The following is a 20010-nucleotide window of genomic DNA, read 5'->3' as shown; positions in this document are numbered from 1 at the left end:
TTAACGTACCGTTTGCGTGAGCCTATGGGCCTGCCGTAGTACAGTGTATAAAAGACAATGACGACGCTGTATCCTCTCCCTACTGCGCTACTCGGCCTTCAGCCTGCGTTACTCCTTGAGGAAGGTGGCTGAGCGCCTGCATTCAGCTAAAGCCTGATTCGCCCTCGAGGAGGTGTTCCTCGACGATATCCTCGTCAAGGTCGATGCCGAGTCCCGGTTTTTCGGGGACTTCAATATATCCGTCCTCGATCAGTGAGTTACTCGTGTGGAGGTCGTCCCACCAGTCGACTTCAAGAGCATGGTACTCCAGCATGTCGAAGTTCGGGATGCAGGCACCAAGATGGACGCAAGCCATCGTCCCAATAGGGCTGCAGATGTTGTGTGGTGAGAAGGCGATGTAGTTCTCCTCGGCGCGGTTGGCGATAGCCTTTGACTCGGCGAGGCCGCCGCAGGTCGACGGGTCAGGCGTTATGACATCGACGCCGAAATTGTAGAGGAGATCTTTGAATTCGTGGACGCGGAATCGGTTCTCACCGGTGGCGAGTGGCACGTCTGTTGCCCGGGCCACTTCCCGTTGAGCATCCATGTTTTCTGGGGGGACGACGTCCTCAAGCCACATCAGATCGTAGGGCTCCATCTTCCGCGCAATCCGTTTGGCACTGTCCAGTGAGTAGTCCCAATGGACGTCAAACGCGAGATCGATATCGTAGCCGATGGTTTCGCGAACCGTCTCTACGATCTCGACCTTGCGTTGCACGGCACGGTTTGATACCCGCCCGTTGTACGGATCTGGGTGATTATCCATGTCCATGTCGAGATCGAATTTCAATGCGGTAAATCCCATATCGGCCACGCGCGCAGCTTCTTCTGCGTACGCCTCGGGCTGGTAGACATCCTCATCGTGGTGGGCGACGTACCCGGCCTCGGTTTCGAAGGCTTCGCCCGCGTGACAGTCACAGTAAATGCGAACCTCGTCGCGGTACTTCCCGCCGAGTAATTGATAGACAGGGACGTCGAGGATTTTCCCCATAATATCCCAACAGGCGATTTCGATGCCAGAAGCTGCGGTCACCACTTTGCCAGTAGTGCCACCGTGCCCCGACATATCTTGGACGATGCGGCGGAAGATGCGCTCCGGATCGAGTGGGTTCTCTCCGACGAGGAAGCGCTTTGTGTATTTCATGATGTCGGTGACGGTTCCGCCGCGGTACGACTCGCCGATGCCCGTGACTCCGGCGTTAGTATGAACTTTCACCAGATTCCACTCGAAGTTCCCTTCGACGACTGCAGTCTCTATGTCCGTGATCTCCACGTCCCGTTCTGGAGGACGATTGGTTGCGTGATTCGAGAAGTCCCGCATCAGATTACCCTCCTGTGGCCGTTCGTCTTACTATCTGCTACCGTAATATCTGGTTTCATAGACTGACGTTCGGAGGGCCGGGGCGAACCCTAATAACCATTGTCACTGATTAGCTAGTCGCACAATTGTTTAAGTGACTACCTATCCGAGGCAAGGTATGGAGTTTCCGGAAGCGCACGAGATTAACTCCGTCGTCACCGACGTGCCGCCACCCCGGTTCGCTCGGGTGCACTACGATCCGACTTCGCCAGAGCTCGACCATCCGGAAGCAGTCGCCTGTGACGAAATCCAAACCCTCCCTCTAGACCAGTTCAAAGAAGGAGCGTCCATTGCAGTCGGCGTTGGAAGCCGCGGCATCGACCGGATCGACAGCGTGGCCACTGCCGTCGTAACCGAACTGCAGGATCGGGGATTTACCCCGTTCGTGGTTCCTGCGATGGGCAGTCACGGTGGCGCCACCGCCCAGGGCCAGCGCGAGGTGCTCGCCTCCTACGACATCACCGAGGAGCGACTCGGCTGTCCCATCGACCCGCGTACAGGAACCACGGTACTCGATGAGGCGAATCACGGCTTCCCCGTCAACTGGTCAACGGCCGCCCTCGAAGCGGACGCGACAATAGTGATAAACCGAGTCAAGGCGCACACAAACTTTCAGGGCACCTTTGAGAGTGGCCTCACGAAGATGGCGGTCGTCGGCCTTGGGAAGCAGGAGGGTGCCCAGAAGGCTCACGAACACGCCGTCGTCAAGGGGTATGAGACCATCTTGCGCGATGCCTTCGACGTTATACGCTCCCAATCGAATCTCATCGGAGGTATCGCCCTCGTTGAGAACTTTCACGACAGACTCGCCGAGGTGGCGGGCATCCCGATCGGCGAACTGCCGGACGGTGAGGCACCACTCCTTGAGCGTGCCTACGAGTACATGCCGACGCTACCGTATGATGAACTTGACGTCCTTGTCGTCGACCGAATAGGAAAAGACGTCTCCGGAGCGGGCATGGATACGAACGTCATTGGCCGCTATAACGTGTTGAACACGGACGACCCCGAATTCCCCGACGTCAAGCGCATCTATGTCCGCGGCCTGACGGAAGCGACTCACGGGAACGGCGCCGGTATCGGCCTCGCGGACGTGACTCGCCGGTCACTGGTCGAAGAGCTCGACCTGAAGCAGGTCTACACGAACATCATTACGAGCAATTCCCTCTCGAAAGCGGCCATCCCGCTCGTTCTCCCCACAGACGAGCACGCACTGAACACCGCGCTTGCCTCGGTTGGTCCTTACGATCCCGAGCAAATCCGCGTCGTCTGGATCCGTGACACTGGTCATCTCTTCGAATTCCGCATTTCGGAGGCCCTCGTCGGTAAGGCCGGGGATGTCTCGGTGAATGCATGGGAACGCCTTACCTTCGAGGATGGGGAGGCCCTGTTTGAGGAAACGTAGTGAGAAACTTGTCAACGCCAAGTTTTTGTCGGTGAGGGTAAACTACGGCCACATGAAGCAGAGTACCCCTGCCGGCCCTCGGCCGGTCTCCGAAGAGACGATCATCGAGGCCTGTGGCGATCATCCACTCCCCGAACTTGGCGTCATCGAACAGGTGTGGGAAACCAATCCGATTTCGGCGGACGCACTCGCGGGCCATGCCGCGGTCGCCGTGGACGCATTTGACCTCGCAGACGTCCCCGAGGGTGGCGAGGTAGCCATCGGTGCGGGCAGTCGTGGCATCGCAAACATCCCCACCATTGTGCGTAGCGTCGGCTCGGAACTCCGTGAACGGGGGTACGAACCGTTCGTGTTTCCCGCGATGGGTAGTCACGGCGGCGCCACCGCCCAAGGCCAACGTGAAATGCTCGAATCGATCGGCATCACTGAGGACACCATTGGCTGTGAGATCCATGCGACGATGGAGACAACCGTCGTGGGTGTGACTCCCGGTCGCGGCGTCGAAGTCCACGCCGACACGAACGCCGCCGCCGCAGACGCCATCGTTCCCATCAACCGGGTGAAACCCCACACTGACTTCCAGGGGAACGTCGAGAGCGGTCTCTCGAAGATGCTCGTTATCGGCATGGGCAAACAATGGGGTGCAAAGACCGCTCACGAGTGGGCCATGGACTGGAGCTTCCGTAACATGCTCCCTGAAATCGCGTCCCTGCTCATCGAGGAACTTCCGGTCGTGGGCGGAGTGGCCATCGTTGAAGATGAGCACGACGATACTACCATCATCGAAGGTGTTCCACCTGAAGGCTTCCTCAACCGTGAAGCTGAACTCTTGGCGAAGGCTTACGATCATCTCCCGACAATCCCATTCGACGAGGTCGATATTCTCGTCATCGATCGTATGGGCAAGGACATTTCCGGTGCAGGAATGGACACGAACGTCATCGGCAGGCTCGTGTTCGGGCCCGAGCCAGCGCCTGAAAAACCCGATATCGGCCGTATTTTTGTCCGCGACCTCACCGAGGCTTCACATGGGAACGCCGTGGGGATCGGATCAGCCGATTTTATTCACGCTAACCTCTTCGAGGCGACGGATCTCTCCGATACGCTTGTAAACGCCCTCACCGCCTCTACGCCCCGCGGGGCCCGCATCCCACCAGCCGTCGAGACAGATCGGGCGGGTCTCCTCGCATGTCTCTCGACCATCGGTGTCAGCGCACGCAAGGCGGTACGCATCGTCCGCATCCGCGACACAATGCGGCTCGGGCGAGTGGCTGTCTCGCCCGCATTGATAGCGGAAGCACGCGAGCGCGACGACCTTCGGGTTGTTTCGGAGCCCAAACCCATCGACCTAGACGACGGCCAGTTCGTGGAGGATGTCCTCGCCACCGACGGGTAAGCCCAGAGCACGGGGTCGGTCGCCGAGGAAATGGCCGTGAATTAAGAGAAAACCTCAATACCACCCCGTCCACAGATATCTGACACTGCATGGAACCAGCACTCATCCTCCCACCGGTACGTGACGAACGATGGGATCTCGCGAAGCAGATGGGCGTCGATAAGGCGGTCGTCCACACACTCGAAATCGGCGATAACTCCCGTCCCTGGCGGTATGAAGAGCTCCTTGACTTGACACAGCGATTCAGCGACTACGGACTCGACGTCGAAGTTATCGAGGGCTGTGTCCCTATCTCTGACGACACCCGTCTCGGCCGCGCGGGTCGCGACGAGGAGATCGAGCGCTTCAAACGGTACCTCCTTCATCTTGGCAAACTCGACGTCCCAGTCGTCGCCTACGACTGGATGGCGGGCAAGCGCTGGGCGCGGACCTCGACCGCCATCCCTGCCCGTGGGGGGTCGCTCACGACGGGTTACGACCACGACTTGATGCGGGACGCCCCCGACCAAAACCTCGCGCCCGTTGAGGCCGATGAACTCTGGGCGGGTCTGGAGCACTTCCTGAACGAGGTTGTGCCCATCGCCGAGGAGGCGGGCGTGAAGCTTGCGCTCCATCCCGACGACCCCCCGCTCGGCAACATTCGGGGCGTCGACCGCATCGTCACGAGCATCGAGAACTACGAACGCATCATGAATCTCTACGACAGCGAGTACAACGGCATCACCTTCTGTCAGGGGAATTTCGCCGCCATGGGAGCGGACGTTCCACGGACCATCCGCCAGCTCGGCGACCACATTAACTTCGTTCACTTCCGCGACGTGGAGGGCGACGCGGAACGCTTCGTCGAGACGTGGCACGACAGCGGCCCGACGGACATGCTCGCCTGCATCGAGGCCTATCGCGATGTCGGTTTCGAGGGTCCCGCCCGCCCCGACCACGTTCCGACGATGACCGGTGAGGACAACGACAACCCGGGCTATATGACGCTTGGACGCCTCTACGCGACGGGTTACATGAAGGGGTTGCTCGAACAGACGGCGGAGTGAAGAAATCGCTCGACAAATTCTGGTCAGCGGTCGACGCTCTCGACGAGATCCTGGAAAGCGTGGGTCAAGATGGCGCCGTCGACGTGGACGGCGACGTACTGGGCGCCCGCGTCGACCCACTGGTTGGCCATTTCGGGGTCGTCGGCGTACGTCCCGACGACCTTGTTCTCCTCGGTCGCGCGGTCACAGACCTCCTGCATGAGATCCTCGACGCACTGATCGCGCACTTGCCCCGAGATGCCGAGCGACTGGGACATATCGTACGGACCGAGGAACAGGACGTCAATACCCTCGACAGCGAGGATGTCGTCGAGGTTTTCGACGCCGCGTTCGCCTTCGATGTGGACGATGACGGTCGTCTCCGCGTTTTGACGTTCGGTGTAGTCGTCCACGCCGGTGGCTGGAATATAAAGGCGAACTGTACGGAACCCACGTCGTTCGAGTAGACGCCCGAGGAACCACGAAAGAGTGCAACCAGTGCGGTGTGGAAACGTCGAAACCGCTGTGGGTACGCGAACACTCGTGTCCGTCTTGTGGATACACCGAAGACCGGGACTTAAACGCGGCAAAGAACATCCTCGACAGAGGACTCAACTCTCTTCATGTAGGGCCGGGACGGTCCGAATCACCGCCTGTGGAGACTGTGCTCCCTGCGTTCGCTCGTCACTCGGGACGGGTGGATGCAAAGCACGTCGTCGAAGCAGGAAGCCCCGCGGCTTGACCGCGGGGTTCGTTCACCAGGAAGAGATCGTTACGTCGCGTAACGGTCGGTCAAGGGGTACGTTGACGTGCGCACCCGTATAGTGGGAGATGTAGAATGCGATGATGATTTCAAGTGACCAAGCGGCCTCATCGCCAGGTGAGTAATTCTGCTCAGCCTCACCCTCAAGTAAGTCGACGATGTGGCGGGCGGCGTTGGGGAAGGCATTGCGGTAATCTTCTTCCCAAGACCAGGCACCTTCGATACCGGGAAGTTCTTCCTCAATATGTTCACCTTCTTCAAAGCGCCAGTAGCGCCATTCACCATCATCATTGTTGAGGTAGAGTTTCCCTCCAGTACCAATGAACGTGAGCGCCATCGAGGAGATATCCCGAGCAACTGTGCAATCGACAGTGGCGAATGTGCCATCGTCCATAACTATGTGGCCGCCACCACCTGAGTCGTCGACAGATGTACCATCGAGCGCCTCTACGGCATCATTTTCACCATTGATATATCCACTCACTTGCTCAGCGCGTGCGTCGAGTAGATAAGCTAACATATCTAGTATATGTGTGGAGTTCCGCATGAGTTCACGACGGAACTGTGCGCTGACTGAACGGACATTCCCCAAGATGCCCTCCTTCTGGATGAGGTCGCGTAGCGTCTGAATCTTATCGGTGAAACGGAACGAGTGATTGACAATGAGTTCAGCGTCTTCCTCATCACAGACGTCAATCATCTCCTCAGTCTCGGCGACGCTCGCCGCAATGGGCTTTTCACACCAGATAACGCCCGGAGATGCTGCAGACTGTGCGGCGTCGATAACGGGTTTGTGGTGGAGGTACGAAGGCGTACAGACAGAAACTGCATCAAGATCCTCCTCTGAAAGCATAGCTTCATGTCCAATGTAGCGGCGCTCGCGAGGGATGTCCCACGCTTTGCCGAAGCGTTCGAGTTTCTCCTTGTCTACATCAGCAATGGCCACCAGTTCAATACCGTCTGCTTCGTGGTAGCCCCCAGCGTGGCTGGCTCGGAACTTTTCTTTGCCAATCTTCTCCTGGTCATGCATACCCAAGCTTCCCATACCGGCAATGCCACCAGTACCGATGATACCGGCTTTATACGTTACCATGTATTTCCAGTGATCTGACTTCTACTTGTAGTTTGTCACTGCTTAGTAGACATTTTTCAGTAACGAGGAGTCAACTCACCCCCTCTAACTACCGCAGACGTTCGACGTGAACTGGCATCCACTGCCAAAATTTTACTCAAAGTTAGAAGGATGAGCTAGTTCGCCTTATTGCGATCGTGACTATCGCTCGACCTCCACCTGAAGACGGAGGTAAGCGCTATCGATCTATACCAAGATCGCTAATAGGCCCGAAGCTCGCCAGAGAGACTGAAGCTTCATAGACGGTAAAACCCTTTTATCCTCTTCTAAGATATGACTCTAAAATTATTTTCCTCTCAGTACATACTACGATAGTGTCAACCTCGGTATTTTCAGCTATACAGAACACTTTATCGGTTGCCCATAAGGGAACGTAGTACTCTCCTACGCCCCCTCAATTAGTATATTTCATCTTATTTAGCCACCATTTTCTGTACTTTGCTAACGGTGATGTTCCACATATCAGAACAATAGTTAAGTAGTGGGGCAGAAAGAGGTATGCATGAACAAAACAACCGGTGGAAATCGAGTAAGAACCACAGAAAAGACGTTTCGAATCATTCATGCACTGAAGGAGCAAGATGGAGCTCGAATTACTGAGTTAGCGAACTCATTGGACATGGGAAAAAGCACAGTCCACAACCATCTTAGCACCCTTGTACATGAGGGATACGTGATAAAGCAAGACAAGGAATACCAGCTCAGCCTGCAGTTCCTCGAACTCGGAGGGTACGTCCGTAATCAACTAGATCTTTACAAGATTGCTAAACCGGAAATTAAACGATTGGCGGAAGAGACCAGCGAGTTGGCTAATCTTGCGGTCAGCGAACAAGGGGTGCTAATCTATATTGATCGCTCAAAAGGTGACCAAGCAGTCGATCTAGATACTTACACCGGCCTCCAAGCACCCCTTCACTGCACTGCACTCGGTAAGGCCATTCTAGCGTACTTGCCACAGGAACAAGTCGAGTCGGTGCTCGACAGACATGGGATGCCGAAGCTCACTTCGAATACAATCTCTAACCGTCAGAATCTTTATCAAGAATTGGAACAGATTCGAGAGGATGGATTTGCCCAAGATCAGGGGGAGCGCCTCGAAGGACTACGCTGTGTTGCAGCTCCCATCAAATCCTCTGAGGAGACAGTTAAGGGTGCTATAAGCGTTTCTGCACCCTCAAGCAGAATGAAATCTGACCGCTACAACCGAGAGATTCCCGAAAAGGTTCGCAGCGCAGCAAACGTTATCGAACTCAACCTCAAGTACTCGTAGCTGTTCCCCATGATTGAATCCCTCACTATCGGATCAATCACCGCCTTAACCTGCTATTTTCAGGCAATTAGGTAGCTATTTCTGGGTTGGGAGTTCTAATATGTGGAAAATTTACGAATAGATAGGGAAAGTGCTGTCTAACGCAAAAGTGGACTACAGGAATCGGATTCACCTACTATTACAGTATGGAACATATGCGGTTCTGTTTTTATGGCATTATATATCAATACAATAGATGCGTTATTTTAAATTAATACAGTAAATCTGAAATCGGCGCACATCCATTACAAATATAGTATTGTAATAGAAAGCGAGAGGAGATATGAGTGCAGAAATAACGTGGCGTTTAGCAGAGTAAAACACGAGGAGCTCAGCTATAAGAGAGGTTGATACCGATGACATCCGCGGCACGCATCACCATGTCAGAAACCTTCGATTCCAAGTAATCACCACGCATCCTGCTCGCAGGCCCCGCAACACTAACCGCACCGCGAACAGTACCGTCGTTCGTGATCACTGGTGCTGCGACACATTGGATTCCTTCGGCCCGTTCTTCCATATCAAGTGCGTACCCACGCTCACGAATTTGTTCCAAATCTTCGAAGAGGGACTCGCGAGTCGAATGGGTGTGTTTGGTGCTTGGTTTGAGACTGTGTTCGTCGATGATTTCATCAACGCGTTTTTCCGGAGTGTGTGCGAGGATAGCCTTTCCAAGCCCTGTCTGGTGGAGGTAGACCCGGGAACCGATGCCCGTATCGAGCGAGAGGGCGTTTTCTCCCTTGGCGCGATAGAGGTAGATGCCTCGTCCGTGCTCTTCGACAAGGATGTTGCCGAGTTCACCCGTTTTCTCGGCGAGTTTCTCTACTTCTGGCGTTCCCACTTCGCAAATTTTGTGCTTGTTTTTTATTTGTTCACCGAACTCGAAAAATCGGAGTCCTAAATGAAATTTGTCTCCGTCTTTCACGACCAATTCGTTCTCTTCCAGCGTCGTGAGATGGTTATGAACAGTTCCCTTCGTGACGTTGAGGTGGTTCGAGAGTTCGGTCACCCCCGCTCCATTGAGTTCCGCTAACTTTTTGATGATGGTGGCGGTGGTTCCCACGGCCTGTACCGGGTTTTTTGCGCGTCCCATATCCCTTGAGGGGTATCCAACTACAAAAAAGTTGTTTAGCTGCTCTAAAAATGTAAATACACATATAGTATTTTATTTCTGTCTATATAATAGTATATAAACGCTCGTGCGTCTCATCCGCGTGTTGTTGGCGGAATCTCTTTTTGAACGGGTCGAAACACCGTAAGCCCACCTCCTAAAATCTGTTTAGCAATACTAAACGGGATTTTGAATGTAGTTCGGCGAAAGCTTTTACATGCGGTGCCTCAGATACTCTCTTGTCGAATATGGACTATGAACTAGATGGAAATGTAGCTCTTGTCACAGCATCGAGCAGTGGTCTCGGAAAGGCGTCGGCAAAAGCACTCGCGAGTGAGGGTGCAAATGTCGTCATCAACGGTCGAAGCGAGGAGAACCTCGCGGAGGCTAAAGACGATATCCTGGCGGTCGCCGAGGGTGACGTTCTCGCCGTGCGTGGCGACTTGACGACCTCTGACGATATTGAGCGACTCGTTGACCGGACAGTCGAGGAGTTCGGCGGAATCGACCACCTCGTGACCAACGCAGGCGGCCCACCAAGCGGTTCATTCATGGAGATGGACGACGAGGACTGGTACAGTGCGTTCGACCTCCTCGTGATGAGCGTCGTCCGCCTCGTCCGCAACGCAGCCCCATACCTCCGCGAAGACGGCGGCGGAACCATCGTCACGATCACGTCTCGAAGCGTCAAGGAGGCAATTCCGTCGCTCGTCCTTTCGAACGCCGTTCGTATGAGCGTTATCGGTCTCGAAAAAACGCTTTCGAAGGAGCTAGCACCGGACGTGCGAGCAAACGCGGTTCTCCCAGCGCCGCACGAGACGGCCCGCCAGCGGGAACTCATCCAGGCCGCCGTCGATCGAGGAGAGTACGACAGTTACGAGGATGGCCTCGACGCAAAGGGCGACATTAATCCACTTGGTCGGATCGGCGACCCGATGGAACTCGGCGACGCCGTTGCCTACCTCTCCTCGGAGCGGTCGAGCTTCATCAACGGGGTTGCCATCCCGATTGACGGAGGACAAGGTGCATCCAACCTGTAGCCATGACACGACTTGCACGAACGACAGACGGTAAACCTATGCTCGGCGATGACAACGGATTCGTTCCGCTCTCATCCGCCGATCCATCACTTACGAAGATTCAAGACGCCCTTCCGCTTGCGGCTGCGGGCGACCTACCGACACCGGATGAGGCGTCTGCGCGCCGCATCCCCGAGGAAAAGCTTTCGTTCAGCGCACCGTTGGAACGCCCAGGAAAACTTTGGGGAATTGGATTGAACTATGCCGACCATGCGTCAGACTTGAACGAAGACAGCCCGCCTGAACCGGCGAGTTTCATGAAACCCGCCACGGCGGTCATCGGCCCTGAGGGTTCAATTCGACTCCCGCCGCGTGATATCACGAACCGCGTAACTGCGGAGGCCGAACTCGCTCTGATTATCGGTCGGACGTGCTCTGACGTGGACGAAGCCAGAGTCGATGATGTCATCGCAGGATATATGCCCATCATCGACATGACGGCGGAGGATATCCTAGAGCGGAATCCGCGCTTTTTAACTCGGTCAAAGAGCTTCAACACCTTCCTCATGTTCGGTTCTTCGTTGGTTACCACCGACCAAGTTGGATCGCTCGATGAACTGTCGGTGAGAACCATCGTCAACGAGGAGGTTGCCGCGGAAAACCAGGTTCGAAATATGATGACGTCGCCGCACGAACTCGTAACTTTCCACTCGAGGATCATGACGCTCGAACCGGGCGACGTCATCTCGACGGGGACGCCCGGGGCGAAACACATCATTCCCGGCGACAGCGTCAGAGCCGAGGTAGAGCGCGTCGGTACCGTCAGTTCGGACGTGGTCGGATGATGCTCAAGCGTCATTCCGGTGTTAGAAAGATTTTAGACATCCGATGCAACAGTAAAAGATACATATGAAAATCACAGAAGTCGAGAGCTTTGCCGTATCGATTCCATTGAAAGAACCCGTTGCCTTCGCGACTCGCGTCGTCGAGGAACGCGATCACGCAATCGTCTACGTCCGAACAGAGGACGGCACTGAGGGAGTTGGATACACCCTCGGCTACGGCGGTGCTGACGTTGTCGCGCAGGCCGTCGAAAGTGTCCTCGCGCCGATCGTCGAAGGTGAAGATCCCCGCGATACGTCGCGTCTATGGCGTGAGATGTTCGACGGTACGGTGCAGATCGGTCGGAAGGGTGTGATGGTCAGGGCCATCTCTTGTATCGACACTGCACTCTGGGACATCAAGGCAAAAGCAGCCGGAATGCCCCTCTACAAACTGCTCGGCGGACACGTCGATGAGGTACCGGCGTACGCCAGTGGCGGCTACTACCGCGAAGGGAAGGGTCTTGACGGTCTCCGTGAGGAGATGGAGACTTACGTCGACCGCGGCCACGATGTGGTCAAGATGAAGGTTGGTAGAAAGTCCTTGGAAGAGGAAGTCGAGCGAGTTCGCGTCGCCCGTGAGGCCATTGGCCCAAACCGAACGCTCCTCATGGATGCGAACGGAAAGTGGAAGAACAAGCAGGAGGCCGTCAGAGCCTGCCGCAAGTTTGCCGAGTATGACCCCTACTTCATTGAAGAACCGGTGATGCCCGACAGCCTCGACCTTTACCGGGAGATTAACGAATCACTCGACTACGCTGTCGCCGGCGGTGAACTGGAGTTCAGCCGCTATGGCTTCGCCGATCTGCTCCGTGAGAACGCCGTCGAAATCATTCAACCGGACGTGACGGTCGTTGGCGGTGTTACTGAGTGGATGCGCGTCGCCGACATGGCTGCATGCCACGACATTCCAGTCGCACCGCATTACAACTGGGATCTACACATTCAACTACTCGCGGCTATCGAAAACAGTCTCTGGATCGAATACTTCTACCGCGATTCAGACGTGAAGGCGTTCGATGACGTGCTAACGTACCCGATCGAGCCGGAGAACGGCATGATACAACTTCCCCAGCGTCCCGGTCACGGCGTCGAACTCGAACGGGATGCCCTCGAAGAATTCCGTATCTGACCGCTTGCAAAGGAGGGTCGAAGTATATGCGAAGGACGAACGGTCATTCAGATTTGGTTACAGCTTGAATTGTTCTCCTGTTGATAGTTCGACGACGGCCGGCGCATCTTCGCCCGCTCGGTTAGCTAGTTCAGCGGTAAATTCATCGACCTCGTCGCTTCCCGGGACATAATGGACTGGAATCACGGTTTTTACGTCTAGCCATCCGGCCACAATGGCGGCGTCGCGAGGCGGAAGAGGTGCGAAGTCGCCCGGTGCGCTCCCTACAGGTAACATCACAACATCTGGGTTGTTCAATTTGACGAATAGTTCAAGATCGCTAAACAACGATGTATCTCCGACATAGTAGAGGCTCACGTCGGAGAACTCAAACTGAAACCCGAGGGGCATCCCCGACAGTCGGTGACTGTCCGATTCGAAGTAAGAGATGTGACGAGTTTCGAGAACGCGTATTTCAACCCCAAACACTTCAAATGTGTTGCCCCAGATGACTCGCTTCACACTTGTTTCCGGTACACCCTTGGTCACGAGGTGATCGGCGACGGCTGGTTCGGTAAATACCGTCGCACCGGCCGCCTCTGCTATTTGGACGGTGTCCCCGAGATGATCGTAGGCTCCGTGTGTGACGAAGATTGCGTCAACATCCTCGAACTCCGATACCGTAACGTCAATCCACTCAGGTTCGATGACCCATGGATCGACGAGTATTCGCACATCTCCGTCGGTTAAATCAAACGACGATAGTCCGTAGTACCTGAGGCAGGGTGATTCAACTGACGACATAGCTTCCCTTCTTTTCCCTAATCATAATACTGTTCCGACGTAGTTTGACCTGAACACTTTTATGAGGTGCCGATAAACGGTCTGCTACAGCACATGACCAAGAACGTCCTACTGACGGGTGCGTTCGGCCGCGTCGGAACGGCCATCATCGACCATCTCGCGAACCGCGATAAATACGAGTTTACCTACCTCGATCGGTCGGAACACGAGGAGTACGACACGTTCATCGCGGATGTTTCGAACTACGAAGAGATGCGTCCGGCTTTCGACGATCAAGACGTGGTTATCCACCTCGCGGGCTACCCGGAAACCGACGGTACGTGGGAACAGATACTGCAAAATAACATCATCGGAATGTACAACACGCTCGAAGCTGCCAGAGATGCGGGCGTGCCGAAGTTCATTATCGGCTCCACTAATCACGTCGTGGGCATGTACGAAGTGGAATTTGCCCCTGAGCTGTACGACCCGGACTTCGAATTGCTAGTCGATCAAGATTCACCACGACGCCCCGACTCCTACTATGGGACATCGAAGTCATTCGACGAGGATCTGGGCCGGTACTACGTCGAGAACTATGACTACCCGGAGCAGTTTTACGCACTTCGTATCTGTATAGTTCGTCACGAGGAGTACGACCACCCTTATGGAGATGCCGAACACGGTGTCGACGAAGGGAAGTGGGAGCGCGATAGCCCGGAGTACGATCGGAATGTTGCCCGAATGAAGGCAATGTGGCAGTCTCGTCGTGACCTCGCTCATCAGGTAGAGTGTTGCCTGCGAGACGAGGACGTGGAGTTTGACGTGTTCTACGGCGTCAGCGATAACGACCGTCGCTGGTTCAGTATCGAGCACGGGCGGGACGTCATCGGATACAATCCACAGGACAACAGCGAGGAGTGGGACGCTCCGCCAGAGGTCCGTTAGATGGCCGAGAAACTGCTGCTTGACGTTGATCCTGGCATCGACGACGCCCTCGCCATTCTGATGGCGCTTGGAAACGACGACGTAGAAGTCGTCGGTCTCACGACGGTTATGGGAAACACGACTATCGAGAACACAACGAAAAACGCCCTCGCACTGTTGGAGTTCGTTTATAGAACCGACATTCCAGTCGCACGGGGTGCAGGCCGACCGTTCGCGGACGAACTCGTGATGGCCGAGTATGTCCACGGTCCCGGCGGGATGCCGGAGACTGTTCGCGAGGCACTTCCAGAGCCGTCCACCAAACCGATTGACCAGAACGCTGTTGATTTCATCCTCGAACAGGCGGACGAATACGGTGACGACCTGACTATCGCCGCGGTCGGTCCACAAACGAATATTGCGCTGGCGATGGCTCTCGACCCGACGCTCCCCGACAAAGTTTCGGACATTTACCAGATGGGTGGCGCACTGAAGACGACGGGGAACGTAACGCCCCAAGCGTCGTTCAACTTCTACGTCGACGCCGCCGCCGCGGCACGGGTCGTTCAGGATGGCTGGCCGACGACAGTCGGCCTTGACGTAACCGAACCGGCGTACCTCCCACCGGAAGCACGAGAACGCTTTCGCGGTCGAGGCACCTACGGCGACGTAGTCGCGGACATTCTCGAATACAAGGCGCAGGGACCGGATGGAACGGTTGCAGAGGGTGGCTCTATTACAAGCGACGCGGTGGTCTTAGCTGGCATCCTCGGCGACCCCCTAACCTACGAGGAGGCGTACGTCGAAATCGACACGACGGGCGGGCCGTCAAACGGCGCGACCGTCTACGACGAACACGGCGTTTACGAAAACCCGCCGAATTGTACCGTCGCGCTCAACGTCGACATTAAGCAGTGCCATGAAGTCGTCATGTCCAGCTTGGAAGGGCTGATGCCCGGTCAAAACTCATGAAGCGAATACTTGCCGTCATTAAGCCGACAGAAACGGATCTAGAATTGCTGGAGGAAGCAGGCACCATCGCAGCTGCCGTGGGCATCGAGGTAGTCGTACTCGCACTCGATTTCGACGGGAGCGAGAACGTGTCGGCGGACGCGATGCAACAGTGGGAGGGCTTCGCTGATGCCAACTCTGACGAGACGGCCGAGACCGTCCACCGATTTGCAGAGTACCTTGGGAATCGGGTTCTCGATCCTCTGGGGGTGGAGTATCTCCCTATTGGAGAGCGGATTGAAACTACCCGCCCGTCGAGCAAGATTATCGACGTCGCAAAGAATCACGGTTGTGATCACATCTACGTCACCAACCGAAGGCGGTCGCCGACGGGAAAGGCGCTGTTCGGTGAAACAGCCCAGTCGGTAATCTTGAATTTCGACGGGTTCGTCATGGTGAGAACCGTGTAAAGGATGAAGATGTTTCCACCTTCATTAGAACAACTGGTGCCGATCAGATTTGCCCAGAAAAAGTCAATAGTGCTCCAGATCGAGCGAATCCAAACGTTTAATATAGATCATCCCAGACTCAATCTTGGTACATAATGTCAAGCAGAGGTGCTACAGCTGGTACGAGTCGCATTGAACGACTCCGCAAGAACGTTTCGGAGGACTTTTCGACTACGACATGGGTGCTGATCCCCCTCGGTATCGGCATCAACGCAATCGGGGGGTTTATCGCGAGTACACTGAAGCTCCCGCTGTTCCTCGACAATATTGGGACGATGCTTATTGGTATCCTTGCCGGGCCTTGGGCGGCCGCACTGACCGGTGGTCTTGCTAACATCATCCAAGCGATGCTCGGTAACCCAGTGCAACTAGCGTTCATGCCAGTTCCGGTCGCAATCGGCCTCGTCACGGGGTTCTTAGCTCGCAGAGGGTGGTTCGATAGCGTGAAAAAGACAGTCGTTCCGGCCATCGTTCTCACAGTGGTCGCCACCATCATCGCGACACCCATCGTCGTCCTTGTGTTTGGCGGCGTCACGAGCTCAGGGACAAGTCTGATCACCGCCACGCTCGTTGCGACGGGTCGAGACCTCGTCGAAAGCGCCGCCACTGCACAGTTAGCCGTCGAATTCGTCGATAAAGGCGGATCTGCCTTCGTTGCGTACTTTATCGGGAAGTCAGTTCCGACTCGGTACCTGCCTCCTCAGGGGCAAGATATATATTCATAGTTGGTTCAAGAAAAGATATGAACTGGATTTGTGTGAGTTGTAGCCGTCTGTGTTTACGTGAGGCAGACTACGATGCCTGAATCAGATATCTCGATATACCAACCTGGCGAGAGCATCTTACACAGGATGAATCCGGTGACGGAAATCGTCCTCGCGACCTCTCTCTCGCTAGTGGTGTTCATCGTCGGAGACTATCGGATCCCACTCATATTGGCGCTCGTCCTGCTCGGGTTTGTGTTCGTCGCACGAGTGCATAAGCTCGTCCTCAAACTGTATGGAGCGGTTGCAGTGCCGTTCGCGTTCTTCTTACTGCTCATCCAAGGTATCCTACTCAAACCAGTAGATCCGACACCATTGTTTACGTTCGGTTCAGTAACCGTGTGGCAATCGGGATTCGAGCAGGCACGACTGATATTTCTTCGAATTAGCGTCCTGATACTGGCATTCCTATTATTCGCCACGACAGCACAGCCACAGCGGTTGCGCATCGCGCTTATGGAGAAGGGCGTACCGAGCAAACTAGCATACGTGTTCATCGCGTCGCTACAAATAATTCCGGAAATCCGAGCCCGAGCCGGTGCCATCTCGGAGGCACAGCAGGCCCGCGGTCTCGACACCACGGCGGACATTCGGACTCGGCTCTCGTCCATTGTTGCGCTGTTGGCACCCCTGCTCATTAGTACGCTCATCGTCGCGAATACGCGCGCACTAGCACTCAATGCCCGAGGATTTCAGGCGACCGGGCCGCGGACGTACTTGTACGAGGTTCCTGATCCGACGGGCGAACGAGTTTTGCGGTACCTTGGCGGTGTCGCCGTTATCGTAGCAATCGCGTGGAGGATTCTCGCATGAGTTTGATCGAATTAACCGATATAACGTTTCAGTATGGTACGCAGTTAGACGACGAATACGCCGTGAAGGACATTGACTTCAGCATCGAAGAAGGTCAGTTCGTCGGAATCACGGGGCAGAGTGAGGGGGGGAAAGCAACCCTCTGTCGGCTCATCTCCGGGCAAATTCCCCACTTCTATCACGGAGACCTCAATGGAACCATTACTGTTGAGGGAGTCTCGTCGGTGGAATCGACCGTTGGCGAGCTTTCGAAAAAGATCGGATTTGTCTTCGAGAACCCATACAACCAACTTACAGGAGCGACATCGACCGTTCTCGAGGAGGTTGCGTTCGGACTCGAAAGTAACGGACTCGCTCGTGATGAGATACGCAATCGGGCCAGAAAAAGCCTCGCCGCCATTGGAGTCGAAGATCTCGCCGACCGCAACCCAATGCAACTCTCCGGCGGGCAGTGCCAACGTGTAGCCATCGCATCGGTCATTGCGATGCAACCTAATGTGATGGTTCTCCAACAACCGACGGCGCAACTCGACCCCGAAGGTACTGAGGAGGTGATCGACGTGGTTGGATCGATGAACGACGAGGGTTACACCATCGTGATGGTCAGCCAAGAGTTGGAACGACTGATACCCCACCTTGACCGACTCGTTGTTATGGACGATGGCAGAATCCAGTTAGACGGACAGCCGGACGACGTCCTCGTCCAAGCCATCGATGAGGGGCTTCCAGTGCCTGTTCCCGACCTGGTCAAAATCAGTCATCGGCTTCGTGACGCCGGAGTCGTCGCGGCCGACGAACCCCTTCCGATGACCGAATCTGGCTGTCTGTCAGAACTTCGTCGCGTCGGAGACCACCAACTTATTGATAGCAAAACTGATGGCGGCCACAGTGCCTCACCGTCGAACGAACCCCTTAATCGGGACGCTGATATCGTCTTCGACGACCTGCACCACCAATACCCGAGCGGCGTCGAGGCGGTCCGCGGCGTCTCGTTCTCGCTCGAGGATGGTTGTGTCTGCCTTATCGGCCAGAACGGCGCAGGAAAATCTACGCTCGTGAAGCACTTGAATGCACTCCTCAAACCCACTGAGGGCGTAGTATACATTCGTGGTGAAGATACGCGCGAGCACATCACCGCAGAGCTCGCTCACCATGTCGGCTTAAGCTTCCAGAATCCGGATGATCAGCTCTTTCACAGCACCGTCGAAGAAGAAATACAATACGGGCCACGAAACCTCGGCTTCAGCGACGAGAAAGTAGCGGAGACGACCAACCAGGCGCTGGAGCTACTTGGATTAGATGAACGACGGGACGAGAACCCCTATAACTTCGGTGAACCGTGGCGCAAGCGCGTCGCGGTGGCTTCTATCGTCGCTATGGACACCCCAGTGGTCGTCCTCGACGAACCCACGAGTGGACAGGACGTTCTCGGACACAAACAACTTGGGAACCTCGTCGGCAGGCTCGTCGAACAAGGGAAACTCGTCGTCATCATCACGCACGACATGGATTTCGTGCGTCAACACGCCGACCGTACCGTTCTCCTCGCAGAAGGACAGGTTATTGCGGATGGCGACACACGTGATGTGTTGGGTGATGTAAAGACGCTCGCTCGCTCGAATGTCCATCCACCGACGGTCACGCGACTAAGTCTCGAACTTGGTGTCGGTTCGCTCCTCTCAATTGATGAGTTGCTCGCTGCCATCGGCGTTTCAACTGACGGTGTATCGCCATAGAACTACCTTGAAAATACACGATTACACGAAATACATGAGTACGAAACTACTATTGGACGTAGATCCAGGAAACGACGACGCAATCGCACTGTTCATTGCTCTGGCCGCAGACGACATCGACGTTGTCGGTGTAACAACGGTGGCAGGTAACACGACGGTAGACAACGCGACGCAAAACACGCTATCATTACTTGAACTGGTCGATAGAACGGACGTTCCTGTCGCTAAGGGTGCCCACCGACCGCTTGCGGACGAACTCGAGATAGCCGAACATGTCCACGGACCAGATGGGCTTCCTGAGGTGGTTCGAAAGGATCTTTCTGATCCGGTCACCGAACCAATAGACCAGCACGCCGTCGATTTCATCCTCGAACAGGCGGACGATCACGGTGATGATTTGACCATCGCGGCACTCGGGCCGCAGACCAACATCGCATTGGCACTCGCAAAAGATCCTACCCTCCCCAATATGGTCGAGGATATTTACCAGATGGGTGGCGCGTTGAAAACGACGGGGAACGTGACGCCACAAGCGTCATTTAATTTCTACGTCGATTCCGCCGCCGCTGCACGAGTTATTCAAGACGCTCATCCGAAGGTTGTCGGTCTCGATGTGACGGAGCACGTCTACGTGGATACAGCAGATATTGTGGCGCTCGCTGAGGAGACGGCCCCTCTTCCGACGATGGCCGCCATTCTCGAGTTCAGCATCGAAGAAGTACGCTCGAAGTTCGGGCACAATGGTGGATTGGCAAGTGATGCAGTTGTTCTCGCTGACATCGTCAACGATGCGCTGAGTTTCGAGGAGGCGTACGTCGAAATTGATACGACGGGCGGGCCGTCGAACGGCGCGACCGTCTACGACGAACACGGTGTATACGAAAAGCCGCCGAATTGTGAGGTGGCACTTGAGGTGGACGGAGATGCGTATCAACGTACGGTACTTGACAGTCTTCGGACGTTCGTCGAGTGAAGC

The 20010-nt window shown here is 55.4% G+C and carries 19 protein-coding genes and 1 pseudogene; 15 read left to right on the top strand and 5 right to left on the bottom strand.

Translation table 11 applies throughout. The annotated features are described in order from the left end of the window. Positions 1-142 precede the first annotated feature (142 nt). Positions 143-1360, bottom strand: a complete 1218-nt coding sequence (locus LIW51_RS28075; RefSeq protein WP_227379317.1) for a mandelate racemase/muconate lactonizing enzyme family protein — start codon at positions 1358-1360, stop codon at positions 143-145. Between the two features lie 157 nt (positions 1361-1517). Between LIW51_RS28075 and LIW51_RS28070 the strand changes: the two genes are divergently transcribed. The 3 genes from LIW51_RS28070 (at position 1518) to LIW51_RS28060 (ending at position 5246) form a co-directional block, all read left to right on the top strand. Continuing rightward, a complete protein-coding gene (locus LIW51_RS28070) occupies positions 1518-2804 on the top strand; it encodes a nickel pincer cofactor-dependent isomerase, group 22 (RefSeq protein WP_227379316.1) in 1287 nt (428 codons plus the stop codon). A gap of 52 nt (positions 2805-2856) precedes the next feature. Then, entirely contained in the window at positions 2857-4200 is a 1344-nt protein-coding gene (locus LIW51_RS28065; protein ID WP_227379315.1) for a nickel pincer cofactor-dependent isomerase, group 22, read from the top strand. An 89-nt stretch (positions 4201-4289) separates the two neighbouring features. Then, positions 4290-5246: a mannonate dehydratase gene (locus LIW51_RS28060; RefSeq protein WP_227379314.1), complete on the top strand. Its 957-nt coding sequence runs from the start codon at positions 4290-4292 to the stop codon at positions 5244-5246. A 23-nt stretch (positions 5247-5269) separates the two neighbouring features. Here LIW51_RS28060 and LIW51_RS28055 read toward each other — a convergent pair whose 3' ends face one another. Beyond that, positions 5270-5638 carry an aldolase/citrate lyase family protein gene (locus LIW51_RS28055; protein WP_255767621.1) on the bottom strand — a complete coding sequence of 123 codons (369 nt, stop codon included), beginning with the start codon at positions 5636-5638 and terminating at the stop codon, positions 5270-5272. Positions 5639-5646: 8 nt separating this feature from the next. On the opposite strand from LIW51_RS28055, the pseudogene LIW51_RS28050 reads away from it, so the two are divergent. Continuing rightward, positions 5647-5967: pseudogene (locus tag LIW51_RS28050) on the top strand (zinc ribbon domain-containing protein); the annotation flags it as partial. Between the two features lie 13 nt (positions 5968-5980). On the opposite strand, the gene LIW51_RS28045 reads toward LIW51_RS28050, so the two are convergent. Continuing rightward, positions 5981-7081, bottom strand: coding sequence for a Gfo/Idh/MocA family protein (locus LIW51_RS28045; RefSeq protein WP_227379313.1), 1101 nt, complete (start codon positions 7079-7081; stop codon positions 5981-5983). 541 nt (positions 7082-7622) lie between these two features. On the opposite strand from LIW51_RS28045, the gene LIW51_RS28040 reads away from it, so the two are divergent. Beyond that, positions 7623-8390, top strand: a complete 768-nt coding sequence (locus tag LIW51_RS28040) for an IclR family transcriptional regulator (RefSeq protein WP_227379312.1) — start codon at positions 7623-7625, stop codon at positions 8388-8390. A gap of 370 nt (positions 8391-8760) precedes the next feature. Here LIW51_RS28040 and LIW51_RS28035 read toward each other — a convergent pair whose 3' ends face one another. After that, a complete protein-coding gene (locus LIW51_RS28035; protein ID WP_227379311.1) occupies positions 8761-9522 on the bottom strand; it encodes an IclR family transcriptional regulator in 762 nt (253 codons plus the stop codon). Between the two features lie 266 nt (positions 9523-9788). On the opposite strand from LIW51_RS28035, the gene LIW51_RS28030 reads away from it, so the two are divergent. The 3 genes from LIW51_RS28030 to LIW51_RS28020 all read left to right on the top strand — a co-directional run bounded on the left by LIW51_RS28030 (position 9789) and on the right by LIW51_RS28020 (position 12572). Next, complete coding sequence (locus LIW51_RS28030; protein ID WP_227379310.1) at positions 9789-10580, top strand: SDR family oxidoreductase; 792 nt, start codon at positions 9789-9791, stop codon at positions 10578-10580. 2 nt (positions 10581-10582) lie between these two features. Further along, positions 10583-11404: a fumarylacetoacetate hydrolase family protein gene (locus LIW51_RS28025; RefSeq protein WP_227379309.1), complete on the top strand. Its 822-nt coding sequence runs from the start codon at positions 10583-10585 to the stop codon at positions 11402-11404. A gap of 64 nt (positions 11405-11468) precedes the next feature. Then, positions 11469-12572 carry a mandelate racemase/muconate lactonizing enzyme family protein gene (locus LIW51_RS28020; protein WP_227379308.1) on the top strand — a complete coding sequence of 368 codons (1104 nt, stop codon included), beginning with the start codon at positions 11469-11471 and terminating at the stop codon, positions 12570-12572. 57 nt (positions 12573-12629) lie between these two features. Here LIW51_RS28020 and LIW51_RS28015 read toward each other — a convergent pair whose 3' ends face one another. Then, entirely contained in the window at positions 12630-13286 is a 657-nt protein-coding gene (locus tag LIW51_RS28015) for an MBL fold metallo-hydrolase (RefSeq protein ID WP_255767617.1), read from the bottom strand. A gap of 162 nt (positions 13287-13448) precedes the next feature. On the opposite strand from LIW51_RS28015, the gene LIW51_RS28010 reads away from it, so the two are divergent. The 7 genes from LIW51_RS28010 to LIW51_RS27980 all read left to right on the top strand — a co-directional run bounded on the left by LIW51_RS28010 (position 13449) and on the right by LIW51_RS27980 (position 20007). Then, entirely contained in the window at positions 13449-14282 is an 834-nt protein-coding gene (locus tag LIW51_RS28010) for an NAD-dependent epimerase/dehydratase family protein (RefSeq protein ID WP_227379306.1), read from the top strand. Then, entirely contained in the window at positions 14283-15233 is a 951-nt protein-coding gene (locus tag LIW51_RS28005) for a nucleoside hydrolase (protein ID WP_227379305.1), read from the top strand. Then, positions 15230-15682, top strand: a complete 453-nt coding sequence (locus LIW51_RS28000; RefSeq protein ID WP_227379304.1) for a universal stress protein — start codon at positions 15230-15232, stop codon at positions 15680-15682. Before LIW51_RS28005 ends, LIW51_RS28000 begins: the two co-directional genes overlap by 4 nt. Positions 15683-15816: 134 nt before the next feature. Continuing rightward, positions 15817-16446 carry an ECF transporter S component gene (locus LIW51_RS27995; RefSeq protein WP_227379303.1) on the top strand — a complete coding sequence of 210 codons (630 nt, stop codon included), beginning with the start codon at positions 15817-15819 and terminating at the stop codon, positions 16444-16446. 72 nt (positions 16447-16518) lie between these two features. Next, positions 16519-17298, top strand: coding sequence for an energy-coupling factor transporter transmembrane component T family protein (locus LIW51_RS27990; protein WP_227379302.1), 780 nt, complete (start codon positions 16519-16521; stop codon positions 17296-17298). Further along, entirely contained in the window at positions 17295-19034 is a 1740-nt protein-coding gene (locus LIW51_RS27985) for an ABC transporter ATP-binding protein (RefSeq protein ID WP_227379301.1), read from the top strand. Before LIW51_RS27990 ends, LIW51_RS27985 begins: the two co-directional genes overlap by 4 nt. Positions 19035-19068: 34 nt before the next feature. Further along, on the top strand, positions 19069-20007 hold the full coding sequence (locus tag LIW51_RS27980; protein ID WP_227379300.1) for a nucleoside hydrolase: 939 nt from the start codon (positions 19069-19071) through the stop codon (positions 20005-20007). Positions 20008-20010: the final 3 nt, after the last annotated feature.

Origin of the sequence: Haladaptatus halobius, assembly GCF_020618475.1 — an archaeon.
Classification (GTDB): Archaea; Halobacteriota; Halobacteria; order Halobacteriales; family Haladaptataceae; genus Haladaptatus; species Haladaptatus halobius.
The sequence above is the reverse complement of the archived record's forward strand: the minus strand, read 5'-3'. Positions and strand labels throughout refer to the sequence as shown.

What these genes read in the sequence shown, in the direction of transcription:
- LIW51_RS28020 (WP_227379308.1), top strand. Translation starts at nt 11,469, where the DNA reads ATGAAAATCACAGAAGTCGAGAGCTTTGCCGTATCGATTCCATTGAAA.
- LIW51_RS27980 (WP_227379300.1), top strand. Translation starts at nt 19,069, where the DNA reads ATGAGTACGAAACTACTATTGGACGTAGATCCAGGAAACGACGACGCA.
- LIW51_RS28065 (WP_227379315.1), top strand. Translation starts at nt 2,857, where the DNA reads ATGAAGCAGAGTACCCCTGCCGGCCCTCGGCCGGTCTCCGAAGAGACG.
- LIW51_RS27990 (WP_227379302.1), top strand. Translation starts at nt 16,519, where the DNA reads ATGCCTGAATCAGATATCTCGATATACCAACCTGGCGAGAGCATCTTA.
- LIW51_RS28025 (WP_227379309.1), top strand. Translation starts at nt 10,583, where the DNA reads ATGACACGACTTGCACGAACGACAGACGGTAAACCTATGCTCGGCGAT.
- LIW51_RS27985 (WP_227379301.1), top strand. Translation starts at nt 17,295, where the DNA reads ATGAGTTTGATCGAATTAACCGATATAACGTTTCAGTATGGTACGCAG.
- LIW51_RS28060 (WP_227379314.1), top strand. Translation starts at nt 4,290, where the DNA reads ATGGAACCAGCACTCATCCTCCCACCGGTACGTGACGAACGATGGGAT.
- LIW51_RS28040 (WP_227379312.1), top strand. Translation starts at nt 7,623, where the DNA reads ATGAACAAAACAACCGGTGGAAATCGAGTAAGAACCACAGAAAAGACG.
- LIW51_RS28030 (WP_227379310.1), top strand. Translation starts at nt 9,789, where the DNA reads ATGGACTATGAACTAGATGGAAATGTAGCTCTTGTCACAGCATCGAGC.
- LIW51_RS28070 (WP_227379316.1), top strand. Translation starts at nt 1,518, where the DNA reads ATGGAGTTTCCGGAAGCGCACGAGATTAACTCCGTCGTCACCGACGTG.
- LIW51_RS28035 (WP_227379311.1), bottom strand. Translation starts at nt 9,522, where the DNA reads ATGGGACGCGCAAAAAACCCGGTACAGGCCGTGGGAACCACCGCCACC.
- LIW51_RS28005 (WP_227379305.1), top strand. Translation starts at nt 14,283, where the DNA reads ATGGCCGAGAAACTGCTGCTTGACGTTGATCCTGGCATCGACGACGCC.
- LIW51_RS28045 (WP_227379313.1), bottom strand. Translation starts at nt 7,081, where the DNA reads ATGGTAACGTATAAAGCCGGTATCATCGGTACTGGTGGCATTGCCGGT.
- LIW51_RS28075 (WP_227379317.1), bottom strand. Translation starts at nt 1,360, where the DNA reads ATGCGGGACTTCTCGAATCACGCAACCAATCGTCCTCCAGAACGGGAC.
- LIW51_RS27995 (WP_227379303.1), top strand. Translation starts at nt 15,817, where the DNA reads ATGTCAAGCAGAGGTGCTACAGCTGGTACGAGTCGCATTGAACGACTC.
- LIW51_RS28000 (WP_227379304.1), top strand. Translation starts at nt 15,230, where the DNA reads ATGAAGCGAATACTTGCCGTCATTAAGCCGACAGAAACGGATCTAGAA.
- LIW51_RS28010 (WP_227379306.1), top strand. Translation starts at nt 13,449, where the DNA reads ATGACCAAGAACGTCCTACTGACGGGTGCGTTCGGCCGCGTCGGAACG.